General features: G+C 73.0%; 12 protein-coding genes and 1 riboswitch. Of the genes, 6 read left to right on the forward strand and 6 right to left on the reverse strand.

Features of this window, described 5'->3' with window-relative positions; translation table 11 throughout:
• Nucleotides 1-27: 27 nt before the first annotated feature.
• Together SMA5143A_RS08275 and SMA5143A_RS08280 are read left to right on the forward strand one after the other, a co-directional pair.
• A complete protein-coding gene (locus SMA5143A_RS08275) occupies nt 28-660 on the forward strand; it encodes a TetR/AcrR family transcriptional regulator (protein ID WP_055716610.1) in 633 nt (210 codons plus the stop codon).
• 479 nt (nt 661-1,139) lie between these two features.
• Nucleotides 1,140-2,654: a phytoene desaturase family protein gene (locus tag SMA5143A_RS08280; protein ID WP_107462248.1), complete on the forward strand. Its 1,515-nt coding sequence runs from the start codon at nt 1,140-1,142 to the stop codon at nt 2,652-2,654.
• A 57-nt stretch (nt 2,655-2,711) separates the two neighbouring features.
• On the opposite strand, the gene SMA5143A_RS08285 is transcribed toward SMA5143A_RS08280, so the two are convergent.
• The 6 genes from SMA5143A_RS08285 to SMA5143A_RS08310 all read right to left on the reverse strand — a co-directional run bounded on the left by SMA5143A_RS08285 (nt 2,712) and on the right by SMA5143A_RS08310 (nt 7,633).
• The gene (locus SMA5143A_RS08285) at nt 2,712-3,629 is read right to left on the reverse strand and encodes an SCO2102 family sporulation regulator (RefSeq protein WP_107462249.1); all 918 of its coding nucleotides are present in this window, start codon (nt 3,627-3,629) and stop codon (nt 2,712-2,714) included.
• Between the two features lie 55 nt (nt 3,630-3,684).
• Nucleotides 3,685-4,608 (reverse strand): methylenetetrahydrofolate reductase [NAD(P)H], encoded by a 924-nt coding sequence (metF, locus tag SMA5143A_RS08290; protein ID WP_055715696.1) that lies wholly within the window; start codon nt 4,606-4,608, stop codon nt 3,685-3,687.
• A 106-nt stretch (nt 4,609-4,714) separates the two neighbouring features.
• Nucleotides 4,715-5,377 carry a thiamine phosphate synthase gene (gene thiE, locus SMA5143A_RS08295; RefSeq protein ID WP_107462250.1) on the reverse strand — a complete coding sequence of 221 codons (663 nt, stop codon included), beginning with the start codon at nt 5,375-5,377 and terminating at the stop codon, nt 4,715-4,717.
• A 151-nt stretch (nt 5,378-5,528) separates the two neighbouring features.
• Nucleotides 5,529-5,894 (reverse strand): Rv2175c family DNA-binding protein, encoded by a 366-nt coding sequence (locus SMA5143A_RS08300; RefSeq protein ID WP_107462251.1) that lies wholly within the window; start codon nt 5,892-5,894, stop codon nt 5,529-5,531.
• A gap of 96 nt (nt 5,895-5,990) precedes the next feature.
• Nucleotides 5,991-7,220 carry an NAD(P)/FAD-dependent oxidoreductase gene (locus SMA5143A_RS08305; protein ID WP_107462252.1) on the reverse strand — a complete coding sequence of 410 codons (1,230 nt, stop codon included), beginning with the start codon at nt 7,218-7,220 and terminating at the stop codon, nt 5,991-5,993.
• Nucleotides 7,221-7,252: 32 nt separating this feature from the next.
• The gene (locus SMA5143A_RS08310; RefSeq protein WP_107462253.1) at nt 7,253-7,633 is read right to left on the reverse strand and encodes a hypothetical protein; all 381 of its coding nucleotides are present in this window, start codon (nt 7,631-7,633) and stop codon (nt 7,253-7,255) included.
• Between the two features lie 52 nt (nt 7,634-7,685).
• A riboswitch (TPP riboswitch) is annotated at nt 7,686-7,797 on the forward strand.
• Between SMA5143A_RS08310 and thiO the strand changes: the two genes are divergently transcribed.
• From thiO to pknB, 4 genes are all read left to right on the forward strand, one after another.
• A complete protein-coding gene (gene thiO / locus SMA5143A_RS08315; protein ID WP_107462254.1) occupies nt 7,795-8,970 on the forward strand; it encodes a glycine oxidase ThiO in 1,176 nt (391 codons plus the stop codon). Its footprint overlaps the riboswitch before it by 3 nt.
• A 23-nt stretch (nt 8,971-8,993) precedes the next feature.
• Nucleotides 8,994-9,194 (forward strand): sulfur carrier protein ThiS, encoded by a 201-nt coding sequence (gene thiS, locus SMA5143A_RS08320; RefSeq protein WP_107462286.1) that lies wholly within the window; start codon nt 8,994-8,996, stop codon nt 9,192-9,194.
• Nucleotides 9,195-9,197: 3 nt separating this feature from the next.
• A complete protein-coding gene (locus SMA5143A_RS08325; RefSeq protein WP_107462255.1) occupies nt 9,198-9,992 on the forward strand; it encodes a thiazole synthase in 795 nt (264 codons plus the stop codon).
• Nucleotides 9,993-10,099: 107 nt separating this feature from the next.
• Nucleotides 10,100-12,010 (forward strand): Stk1 family PASTA domain-containing Ser/Thr kinase, encoded by a 1,911-nt coding sequence (pknB, locus tag SMA5143A_RS08330; RefSeq protein ID WP_181361784.1) that lies wholly within the window; start codon nt 10,100-10,102, stop codon nt 12,008-12,010.
• Nucleotides 12,011-12,017 lie beyond the last annotated feature (7 nt).

Below are 12,017 nucleotides of genomic sequence, written 5' to 3' on the forward strand. Positions count from 1 at the left end.
GGCACGGTTCCTGTGACAATCAGGGCCATGGAAAGCAGCAACGCCCCCGGCGGCACAGGCGGGGGCCGCCGCGAGGCGACCCGGCAGAAGCTCTACGAGGCGGCCGTCACGCTCATCGCGGAGCAGGGGTTCTCCGCCACGACGGTCGACGAGATCGCCGAGCGCGCCGGCGTGGCCAAGGGCACCGTCTACTACAACTTCGCCAGCAAGTCGGTCCTCTTCGAGGAGCTGTTGCGGCACGGCGTGGGGCTCCTCACCGCGTCGCTGCGGGAGGCGGCCGACCGCAGCGCCGAGGGCGGCGGCAGCAGGGTCGACGCCCTGGACGCGATGATCCGGGCCGGACTGGTCTTCATCGACCGCTACCCGTCCTTCACGCAGTTGTACGTGGCCGAGCTGTGGCGCACCAACCGGGCATGGCAGTCCACGCTCATGGTCGTCCGGCAGGAGGCGGTCGCGGTCGTGGAGAAGGTGCTCCGCGAGGGCGTCGAGGCGGACGAGTTGAGCGACGAGATCGACATCGGCCTCACGGCGTCGGCCCTGGTCGGCATGGTCCTGGTGGCCGCCCTGGACTGGAAGGCGTTCCAGCCGGAGCGCTCCCTGGACGACGTGCACTCGGCGCTGTCGCGACTGCTCCAGGGCCGGGTCAGCGGCAACCGGTAGCCGTCACCGAGGCGCCCGCGCCGCACACGAACGAACGAACGAGAGCGCCGGTTCGGACTGGCCGCGTCCCCCGCGGGCCACCTCGAACCGGCGCTTCCCCGTTCCCCCCCGTTCCCCCTATCCCCGTCCCCCTTGTCCCCCCAGCCCCCCATTCCCCCGTGCCTCGCTCCCGCCGACCGTCGAGGCCTCGACCGTGTCGACGGAAGGAGCGGTCGGAGCGCGCGAGCCGTTCCGCCGCCCCGTGCCGGCGGTTCCGGAGCCACGCCCCTTCCCGTGCCTCCACTCTCCCGTCCGCGCGGCGGGCAGCCCATCCGCGCGCCTACTCATCTCCCCCCGTAGGTACGGGTACTCAGCCCTGCGCACTCACCCCCACGTCCCCCGGTGTCCCTCTGGTCACGAGGGCGTCCGCGCGGATACTCGCCCGGGCCCGCGCACAGGCCGGGAACCGGTTGTCGGCGGCGCCCGCTAAGGTCGCAGGCATGGCAAGGATTGCGGTGATCGGCGCCGGGCTCGGCGCCATGGCGGCGGCCGCCCGGCTGGCCGTCGCGGGCCACCGGGTGGTGGTGTACGAGCGCACGACGACCTACGGCGGTGCGGTGGGCCGGTACGAGCGCGACGGTTTCGCGTTCGACACGGGCCCGACGCTGCTCCCCCTGCCCGCCGTCTACCGCGATCTGTTCCTGAAGACCGGCAAGGAGCCGCTGGAGAAGTGCGTCGACCTGGTCCAGGTGGACCCGGCCGCACGGCACGTCTTCGCCGACGGCACGGACCTGCTGCTGCCGAACGCCTCCCGCGCGGGCGTGGTCGACGCCCTGAACACGGCGCTCGGCTCGGGGGCGGGCGACCGCTGGGGCGACTTCCTGGTCCGGGCCCGCGAGGCCTGGGACCGCACCCGGCGGCCCCTCCTGGAGGAGCCGCTGTGGCCCGACTGGCAGGTCCTCGCCGAGCGCGAGCCCTATCCGGCGGTGCCCCACAAGCGGCTGCTGCGCACCCGCCGCGCCGGCACGCTCGCCGAGGTCGGCTCCTGGGAACTGCGCGACCCCCGGCTGACGGCCCTGCTGGAGAGCCACGCCCTGGCGTACGGGCTGGACCCGCGCACCACCCCGGCGAGCGCGGCGGTCCTGCCGTACATGGAGCACGCCTTCGGCGTCTGGTACGTCCGGGGCGGCCTGAGGGAGCTGGCGCGGGCCGTGTACGAGCGGTGCCTGGCCCGGAAGGTCGAGTTCGTCCTCGGCGCCGAGATCACCGGGATCGTGGAGAAGGACGGCCGGGCGGCCGGGGTCGAGTCCGCGGACGGGACGGTGGCCGAGGCGGACTTCGTGGTCGCCGGGGTCGCGCCCGAGGTCCTCGACGGGTCGGTGCGGCAGTCCGTCGTCCGGGGTTCCGGGGAGGTGCCGGCCCAGCGGGTGCGGACAAGCAGGCTGACCGTGCTGCTCGCGCTGCGCGGGGGCCGGCCGGAGGGCACGGCGCACCGCACGGTGGTGCACGCGGAGGACCGCGACAGCGAGCTGCAGCCGCTGTTCGGCGCTTCGTCGGGGATGGTCGCGCACCCCACGGTGACGGTGGTGCGCCCGGACGACCCGGCGTGGGTGCCGGACGCCGGGCACGAGGCGGTCACGCTCAGCTCGGTGGTGCCTGCCCGACCCGACGGGGAGTGGTCGGAGACCGAGGTCCTCGAGCGGCATGCCCAGGCGGTGATCACCGCCGCCGAGCGGGCCGTGCCCGGTCTCCGGGACCGGCTGCTCTGGCACGAGGTGCGTACCCCCGCGGACATCGAGCGGACGACGGGTGCGGCGGGCGGCGCGATCCCGGCCCCGGCGCTGGCTGCGGGCGACGGCCGCCTCCTGCAGCCGTCCAACACCACGGCCCTGCCGGGCCTGTTCACGGTCGGCGGCTGGTCACACCCCGGCGGCGGCCTCCCGCACGCCGGCATGTCGGGCTCCCTGGTCGCGGGACTGATCGTGGAGGGACCGGGCTTCCGCGGCTCCCAGTGAGAACCGGCCGTCGAGAACGGCCGGGGAGCGGCTCAGGACACAGCAGGGAACCGACCGTCAGAAACGGTACTGCTGTTCGTCGTAGCCGTTGCCGTTCCCCTGGTACGGGTACGACTGGTCCGTCGGGAGATCCGACCCGAACGGGTCGTCGGTGTTGCGCTGTTGCGGGACCCAGACACCGCCGGGCGGGGTCTCGCCGCCGTACGCGCCGTTGCCGTACTGGTCCTGCCCGTCGTAACCCTGCTGACCGTACCCCTGCTGGCCGTAGGACGGGTCGTAGGAGGCGGTGGCGTCGTAGGTCTGGGTGCCGATGTACGGGTCGGAGTAGGCGGCGTACTGCTGCTCGGACTGGTCGTAGCCGTAGCCCTGCTGGTCGTAGCCGTAGTAGGCGAGGGCCTCGTCCTGAGCCTGGTCGGCGTTGGCGTAGGACTGGCCCTGGGCCGCCGCGTACGCGTTGTCCTCGCGGTAGACGCCGTAGGTGCTCGTGTCGTCGGGCATGGGTTCCGGCGAGTACACGGTGGCCGCCCCGGAGGGGGTGGACTTCGGGCGTACGAAGACGTCGTCGTCCTGGTCCAGCGGGTCGTCGTCCTGCTGGTACGTTCCGGCAGTCGAGGGTTGCAGGTCGGAGACCTCCAGGGTGGGGTCCTGACGCTCCGGTTCGCCGCCCCGGCGGCGCTTCTTGCCGGGCTTGGCCGCGGGGGCCTCCGCGCCCTCGCCGGAGCGCGGGCGGACGGCCCAACCCGCCTCGAAACCACGGCGGAACGACAGGGTCACATACGTCTGGCCGACCGCGAAGGCGATCGCGCCGAGGCCGATGACGATCACATTGGGCATCAGGACGCCGAGGACGACACAGAGGAACCCGACGAAGGCGAGCAGCCTCCACCGCAACCGCGCCTTGTACTGCAGCAGCACCTCACCCAGCAGCCACAACGCGACGACGCCGAACGCGATGTAGAGGACCGTCCAGCCCATGTACGCCCCTCTCCCTTGGCCGCTACGCAGTGTGTCGTACGCGAGTGCGACCGGTCTAGGCCCTCGGTGGGTGGTGCAGGCCCAGGTTCTCGTAGATTTCCAGAGTCGCGGTGGAGTTGTTCAGGGTGATGAAGTGAAGTCCGGGGACTCCCTCGTCCAGCAGCCTCGCGCAGAACTCCGTGGCGAACTCGATGCCAATGGAGCGTACAGCGGCCGGATCGTCTTTGGCTGTGACGATCCGCTCTTTCAGGGCGTCCGGGATGGCCGCGTTGCTGAGTTGGGGCAGCCTTTCCAACATCTTCACGCTGGTGACGGGCATGACCTCCGGGATGACCGGGGTCTCGCAGCCGGCCTTCGCGACGGCGTCCCTCAGACGCAGGTACGAGTCGGGGTGGAAGAACATCTGGGTGATCGCGTAGTCGGCGCCGGCCCGGCACTTGTCCACGAAGTGGGCCACGTCGGTGTCCCAGTCGGCGGACCGGGGGTGCATCTCCGGGAAGGCCGCGACGCCCACGCAGAAGTCACCCGACTCCTTGATGAGGTGGACGAGTTCGGCGGCGTACGTCAGGCCCTGCGGGTGCGGCACCCAGTCGGCCATCGGGTCGCCGGGCGGGTCACCGCGGACCGCGAGCATGTTGCGGATACCGGCGTCCGCGTACTGGCCGATGATGTTGCGCAGTTCGGCGATGGAGTGGTTGACGGCGGTCAGGTGGGCGACCGGGGTGAGCGTGGTGTCGGCGGCGATCTGCTCGGTCGCCCGGACGGTGCCGGCGCGCGTGGAACCGCCCGCTCCGTAGGTCACGGAGACGAAGCTGGGGGCCACCGCCTCGACCCTGCGGAGGGCGTTCCACAGGTTCCGCTCGCCCTTCTCGGTCTTGGGGGCCCAGAACTCGAACGAGTACGTGGTCCTGCCCGTGGCGAGCATGTCCCGCACGGTCCGTGCGCGATCAGTCCTGGTGGAGGCGGTTCCTAGGGCCATAACCGCAGGTTAGTCAGGTCGGGGCCGTCCCCCAACCAGAGCACCCCCTTTTGTCCGCTTTATCGGCTCGGGTGTCCACGCCTTGGACACCGGGCGGCGTGCGGTGTCACAGAGCGCGCAGACGCTCGGCGAAGGCCGCCGCCGCGGCCGCGGGATCGTCGGCCTCGGTGATCGCGCGGACGACGACGACCCGTCGGGCGCCCGCGGCGACGACCTCGTCGAGGTTGCCGAGGTCGATGCCCCCGATGGCGAACCAGGGCCGGTCGGTGCCCAGCGCGGCGGTGTACCGCACGAGGTCGAGGCCGGGCGCGTGCCGGCCGGGCTTGGTGGGGGTGGGCCAGCAGGGGCCCGTGCAGAAGTAGTCCACGCCCTCCTGGACGGCGGCCGCCGCGGCCTCCTCCTCGGAGTGCGTGGAGCGGCCGACGAGGACGTCGTCGCCGAGGATCGCGCGGGCGGCGGGCACCGGGAGGTCGCCCTGGCCGAGGTGCAGGACGTCGGCGCCGCCCGGGTGCGCGGACCGCGAGGCGTGCGCCACGTCGGCCCGGTCGTTCACGGCGAGCAGCTTGCCGTGGAGGCGGCACTTCTCGGCGAACACCTCCAGGAGCTCCAGCTCCCGTGCCGCCTCCACGCCCTTGTCGCGCAGCTGGACGATGTCCACGCCGGCGCCGAGGACCGCGTCCAGGAACTCCGGGAGGTCGCCCTGGCGCTCGCGGGCGTCCATGCAGAGGTAGAGACGGGCGTCGGCGAGCCGGGCAGCGGCGTCGGTCATCGGTTGAGTCCCCCGTGGGCGGTGCCATGTCGGTGCGGCGCAGGGCAGCCGGGGGCCGAGGTGGCCCCGGCTGCCCCACGCCGCACGGTGCTGTTCAGGTGGTGCGGTGGTACGGGTCCTGCCGGTGGTGCGGCTTCTCAGCCTCCGGTGATCACACGGCGAGCGCCTGGGCCCGGCGCTTCACCTCCGTGCCGCGATTCTCGCTCAGGGCCTGGGCCGGCGTTCCGGGCAGGCTGGGGTCCGGAGTGAAGAGCCACTCCAGCATCTCTTCGTCGGTGAAGCCGTCGTCCTTCAGCAGGGTCAGGGTGCCGGTGAGGCCCTTGACCACCTTGTCTCCGTCGATGAAGGCGGCGGGGACGTGCAGCGCGCGGTTCTCACCACGGCGTACGGCGATGAGCTGGCCCTCCTTGACCAGCTGCCGCACACGGGTCACCTCGACGCCGAGCATCTCGGCGATGTCGGGGAGGGTCAGCCACGCGGGGACGAGAGCATCGATCTTTGCGTCAATCTCGGTCACGTCACCAAGACTGCCATCTGGGACTGACAGTGGGTAGCCGAGCGGGGCCCTCCGGGGGGCGCACCCCCCGGGCGGGGGCGGCGCGGAGCCGCTGTGCTAGGCAGTGGCCGCCTTCAGGGGTCTCGACGGGTCCGCGAGCAGGGCGGGGTTCATCGGGGTGCCCGCCTCGATGAGGCGGCGGCCCTGGGCCAGGTCCCTCGGCCGGCCGACGGCGAGCAGGGCGACCAGGCGGTCCTCGCGCAGCCAGCACACCGTCCAGGCGGCGCCCGCGGGGTCCCCGCGCCGGACCATGGTGTCGGCGGCGGGGTGGTGCCCCGCGTACTGGACGAACCGGCCGAACTGCTCCGACCAGAAGTACGGGACGGGGTCGTAGGGCTCGGGCGTCTCGCCGATGATGTTCGCGGCGACCGTCCGGGGGCCCTGGAGGGCGTTGTCCCAGTGATGGACCAGGAGGCGCTCGCCGTAGCGGCCCGAGGGGAACGACGCGCAGTCGCCCACCGCGTAGACGTCCGGCGCGGAGGTGCGCAGGTGGTCGTCGGCGACCACCTCCCCGCGCCGGCCCAGTGCGATGCCGGAGTCCCTCAGCCAGGCCGTCGCGGGGCGTGCCCCGATGCCGACGACCACGGCACCGGCCGAGATCCGGGAGCCGTCGTCCAGGACGACCGTGCCCGGCTCGACGCGCTCCACGCGCGCGTGGGTCCGCAGTGTGGTGCCGCTGTCGGCGTACCAGGCGGTCATCGGCGCGGCCACCTCGGCGGGCAGCGCCCCGGCCAGCGGCCGGTCGGCGGCCTCCACGACGGTGACCGCGCAACCCGCCTCCCGCGCGGCGGTGGCGAACTCGGCGCCGATCCAGCCGGCGCCCACGACGACGATGTCGTGCTGCTCGGCCAGGACGGGGCGCAGCCGCTCGGCGTCGTCCAGGGTGCGCAGCAGATGCACGCCGGGCACGCCCTCCGTGCCGGGCAGCCGGATCGGTTCGGCGCCGGTGGCGAGGACCAGGAGGTCGTACGGAACGGCTCCGGCGGCGGTGTCCAGTTCGTGCTCGCCGGGGCGGACGCCCAGGACCTCGCGGCCGAGCCGGAGTTCGATGCCGAGCGCCTCGAAGTCGACGTCGAACGCGGAGTCCTCGGCCTTGCCGAGCAGGACGGCCTTGGACAGGGGCGGCCGGTCGTACGGCTGGTGGGGCTCGGCGCCGATCAGCGTCACCTCGCCGGAGAAGCCCTGTTCGCGCAGGGCGACCGCGGTCTGCACCCCGGCCATGCCCGCACCCACGACGACGACCCGGCGCGCCGTCGTCCCTCCCGCTGCCCGTGTCTGCTCGTTCACCTGATCACCATAGACAACTGACGATCCGTCAGTCAGCGGTCGTACGCCGTGACCTGCTCCACGGCGCCGTCCGCCGTCCCGATCTGCTCCACCGTGCTCGTCCCGCTGCCCTGCCTCGACTCCCACTCCCAGGTCTCCTCCAGCCGCACTCGCCCGTCGGGCAGCTCGACCACCAGGGACACGCAGTGCCCCGACGCGGTCGTCCCGTCGGTCCGCAGCTGGACGTAACGGAAGTCCAGCCGGTCACCCTCACGGGTACCCAGGAGGTGGCCGCGTACGACGTCGCCGCCCGCGTAGTCGGCCCAGATCTCGCCGTCCTTCTCGTGGTACGCGAAGCGTGTGCGGGTGCCGACCTGACCTGGGGCCTGGTCGGCCACGGGGGCGAGGACGAGTCCGTCGAGCGAGCGGGCCATGGCGGGAGGCTCCCTTACTGAGCGATACGGCACGGGCTAGGGTGGGCCACCGTAGAGCACTCGCGGGAGCCCGGACGCACCGGGCTGAGAGGGAGGCTGGCGGCCTCCGACCGTACGAACCTGATCCGGGTCATGCCGGCGAAGGGAGGGGCTGGACGCCCATGTCGCGTACGCACACCTCAGACGTCCTCGTCGTGGGGGGCGGGATCATCGGGCTGGTCACGGCCTGGCGGGCCGCCCAGCGCGGGTTCACCACCACCGTCGTGGATCCCGGGCCCGGCGGCGGGGCGGCCCAGGTGGCGGCCGGGATGCTCGCCGCGGTCACGGAACTGCACTACGGCGAGCAGACACTGCTGGGGCTCAACCTGGAGTCCGCGCGCCGCTATCCCGACTTCGCCGCCGAGCTGACCGGGGCGACCGGCCTCGACCTCGGCTACCGCCGCTCCGGGACGCTCGCCGTCGCCCTCGACGCCGACGACCGGGCCCATTTGCGTGAACTGCACGCCCTGCAACGCCGTTCGGGCCTGGAGTCGGAGTGGCTGAACGGCCGCGAGTGCCGCCGTCTGGAGCCGATGCTGGCGCCGGGCGTGCGCGGCGGGCTGCGGGTCGACGGGGACCACCAGATCGACCCGAGGCGGCTCTCCAGGGCCCTCGTCACGGCCTGCGAGCGGGCCGGGGTCGTGTTCCACCGGGCCCGGGCCGAGGAGCTCTCCGTGGTGCGGGGACGGGCCGCCGGGGTCAGGACCGACGACGGCGCCGTGCTGACCGCGGGGCGTGTCGTCCTGGCGGGGGGCAGCCACAGCGGGCGGCTCGCCGGTGTCCCCGACGACGTGCTGCCGCCGGTGCGGCCCGTGAAGGGTCAGGTGCTGCGGCTGACGGTGCCGGAGCGGTACGCGCCCTTCCTGACCCGGACCGTGCGGGCCGTGGTCCGCGGCAGCCACGTCTACCTGGTGCCGCGCGAGAACGGCGAACTCGTCGTCGGCGCCACCAGCGAGGAGCTCGGCTGGGACACCACGGTCACCGCGGGCGGGGTGTACGAACTGCTGCGGGACGCCCATGAACTCGTCCCCGGCATCACCGAGCTCCCGCTCACCGAGACCCGCGCGGGACTGCGCCCCGGCTCCCCCGACAACGCCCCGCTCCTCGGCCCCACCGAACTCGACGGCCTGCTCCTCGCGACGGGCCACTACCGCAACGGGGTCCTCCTCACCCCGATCACCGGCGACGTCCTGGCCCATGTCCTGACCAGCGGGGAACTGCCCGAGGTCGCACGGGACTTCACACCGCTGCGCTTCCGGGCCGGCGCGCCCAGGGAACTCTCGGAGCAGCCCGTATGAGCGCCGTGGACCGCGCCGACGCCCTGGCCGTCCTCGTCAACGGGGAGCCCCGGCGGGTCGCCCCCGGCACCGCCCTCGACGCGCTCGTCCTGACGCTCGCCCCGTCCCCGTCCGGGGTCGCCGCCGCGCTCAACGAAACCGTCGTCCCGCGCGCGCAGTGGCCGTCGACGCTCCTCTCCGAGGGAGACCGCGTCGAGGTCCTGACCGCCGTCCAAGGAGGCTGACCCATGGCAGACGACCCCTTCGTCCTCGGCGGTACGACCTACTCGTCCCGCCTGATCATGGGCACCGGCGGCGCCCCCAGCCTGGACGTGCTGGAGCGGGCGCTGGTAGCCTCCGGCACCGAGCTCACGACGGTCGCGATGCGCCGGGTGAACGCGACCGTGCACGGCTCGGTGCTCTCGGTGCTCGACAAGCTGGGCATCCGGGTGCTGCCCAACACCGCCGGCTGCTTCACGGCGGGCGAGGCCGTGCTCACCGCGCGGCTCGCGCGGGAGGCGCTCGGCACGGACCTGGTGAAGCTGGAGGTCATCGCCGACGAGCGGACCCTGCTGCCGGACCCGATCGAGCTGCTGGACGCCGCGGAGACGCTGGTCGACGACGGTTTCACCGTGCTGCCGTACACCAACGACGACCCGGTGCTCGCCCGGAAGCTGGAGGACGTCGGCTGCGCCGCGATCATGCCGCTCGGGTCGCCGATCGGGTCCGGGCTCGGCATCCGCAACCCGCACAACTTCCAGCTGATCGTGGAGCACGCGCGGGTACCGGTGATCCTGGACGCGGGGGCCGGTACGGCGTCGGACGCGGCGCTCGCGATGGAGCTGGGGTGCGCGGGTGTCATGCTCGCCTCCGCGGTGACCCGGGCGCAGGAGCCGGTCCTGATGGCGACCGCCATGCGCAGCGCGGTGGAGGCGGGCCGCCTCGCGCGCCGGGCGGGCCGCATCCCCCGGCGCCACTTCGCGCGGGCGTCCTCCCCCGGCGAGGGCCTGGCCCGCCTGGACCCGGAGCGGCCGGCGTTCTGAACGCCGGTCGCCCGTCCGGGCGCGGGACGGTCACAGGTCTGCTGCAGTCCGTCCCCGTCGCCCCGCAACGGGTGGGGGTGTCCGTGGCGGCTCGTAGACTCACCTGCGTGGACACGACCCTTCAGGACCCGCTTGTCGGCCAGGTGCTCGACGGCCGGTATCGAGTCGAGGCGCGGATCGCGGTCGGCGGGATGGCCACGGTCTACCGGGCCGTGGACACCCGCCTGGACCGGGTGCTCGCGCTCAAGGTGATGCATCCGACGCTGGCCGCGGACGGTTCGTTCGTGGAGCGGTTCATCCGCGAGGCCAAGTCGGTGGCGCGGCTCTCCCACCCGAACGTGGTGGGGGTCTACGACCAGGGCACCGACGGGTCGTACGTCTATCTGGCCATGGAGTACGTCGCCGGGTGCACCCTGCGGGACGTGCTGCGCGAGCGCGGCGCCCTGCAGCCGCGGGCCGCGCTGGACATCCTGGAGCCGATCCTCGCCGCCCTGGGCGCCGCCCACCGCGCCGGTTTCGTGCACCGCGACATGAAGCCGGAGAACGTCCTGATCGGCGACGACGGCCGGGTCAAGGTCGCCGACTTCGGGCTGGTCCGCTCCGTGGACACCGTCACCAGCACCACGGGCACCGTGCTCGGCACCGTGGCCTATCTGGCCCCGGAGCAGCTGGAGCACGGCACGACCGACACCCGCGTCGACGTGTACGCGTGCGGGGTGATGCTCTACGAGATGCTCACCGGCGGCAAGCCCCACGGCGGGGACACCCCCGCGCAGGTGCTCTACCACGCGCTGAACGACGACGTGCCGCCGCCGTCGGCCGCCGTGCCCGGCCTGCCGTACGAGCTGGACGAGCTGGTCGCCTCGGCGACCGCCCGCCGTCCGGAGCTGCGGCCGTACGACGCGGTCGCGCTGCTCGCGCAGACGCTTCAGGCCCGGTCCGCGCTGAGCGTCGAGCAGTTGGACGCGGTGCCGCCGCAGGCCAGAACCGCCGGGCACGACAACGCGGAGGACCGCACGAGCGTCATCCCGCGGTCGCTGACCGTGTCCCGTTCGGCGGGGCTCGACGAGATGAACCGCACGAGCCGGTTCGAGACGTCCTCGCCGCCGCCCCGGCGCCCCGGCGGCCGGACCGCGCCCAGGCGGGGCCTGCTCACGATCGTGGCCGCCGTGCTGCTCGTCCTCGGTGTGGGCGGGGGCATCTGGTACATCAACTCGGGCCAGTTCACGAGGGTCCCGGCGGTGCTGGCCCAGTCGGAGGCCGTCGCGACGAAGCGGATCCAGGGTGCCGGGCTCGGCGTCAAGGTCGAGCGCGCGTTCAGCGACACCGTCAAGCGGGGCGAGGTGATCCGCACGCACCCGGAGCCGGGCGACCGCATCCGGGACAACGACACGGTCACGCTGACGATCTCCAAGGGCCCCGAGACCGTGGCGCTGCCCGATCTGAAGGGCTACCGGCTGGACAAGGCGAAGGCCCGGCTCAAGAGCGACGGGCTGGAACCGGGCCTCGTGACGCGGGAGTTCAGCGACGAGGTCATCCGGGGTCAGGTGATCCGCACCGAGCCGGGCGCCGGGACCAAGGTGTCCTCGGGTTCGGCGGTCGCGCTCGTGGTCAGCCGGGGTGCCCCGGTGGAGATCCCGGACGTGGCCGGCTCCTCGGTCGAGGACGCCACCGCCGCGCTGGAGGACGAGGGTCTGAAGGTGGAGATCGCCTCGCAGCGGGTCAACTCCGAGTTCGACAAGGGCATGGTCGCCGAGATGTCCCCGGGCGCGGGCAAGCAGGCCGGGACGGGCGACACGGTCACGCTGACGCTGTCCAAGGGTCCCGAGATGATCGAGGTCCCGGACGTCGTGGGCGACAGCGTCGACGACGCCAGGCGGAAGCTGGAGGACGCGGGCTTCGAGGTCGACGAGGACCGGGGTCTCCTCGGTCTCTTCGGCGACGAGGTCAAGGGCCAGTCGGTGGACGGCGGCGAGACGGCCCCCAAGGGGTCGACGATCACCATCGAGATCGGCTGACCCGGTT

This window comes from Streptomyces sp. MA5143a (assembly GCF_900290235.1).
Classification (GTDB): domain Bacteria; phylum Actinomycetota; class Actinomycetes; order Streptomycetales; family Streptomycetaceae; genus Streptomyces.

Bases quoted from the DNA above. Each gene is read 5' to 3' on its own strand.
- SMA5143A_RS08325 (WP_107462255.1), top strand. From the start codon at position 9,198: ATGGCAGACGACCCCTTCGTCCTCGGCGGTACGACCTACTCGTCCCGC.
- thiO (WP_107462254.1), top strand. From the start codon at position 7,795: ATGTCGCGTACGCACACCTCAGACGTCCTCGTCGTGGGGGGCGGGATC.
- SMA5143A_RS08275 (WP_055716610.1), top strand. From the start codon at position 28: ATGGAAAGCAGCAACGCCCCCGGCGGCACAGGCGGGGGCCGCCGCGAG.
- SMA5143A_RS08280 (WP_107462248.1), top strand. From the start codon at position 1,140: ATGGCAAGGATTGCGGTGATCGGCGCCGGGCTCGGCGCCATGGCGGCG.
- SMA5143A_RS08285 (WP_107462249.1), bottom strand. From the start codon at position 3,629: ATGGGCTGGACGGTCCTCTACATCGCGTTCGGCGTCGTCGCGTTGTGG.
- thiE (WP_107462250.1), bottom strand. From the start codon at position 5,377: ATGACCGACGCCGCTGCCCGGCTCGCCGACGCCCGTCTCTACCTCTGC.
- metF (WP_055715696.1), bottom strand. From the start codon at position 4,608: ATGGCCCTAGGAACCGCCTCCACCAGGACTGATCGCGCACGGACCGTG.
- SMA5143A_RS08310 (WP_107462253.1), bottom strand. From the start codon at position 7,633: ATGGCCCGCTCGCTCGACGGACTCGTCCTCGCCCCCGTGGCCGACCAG.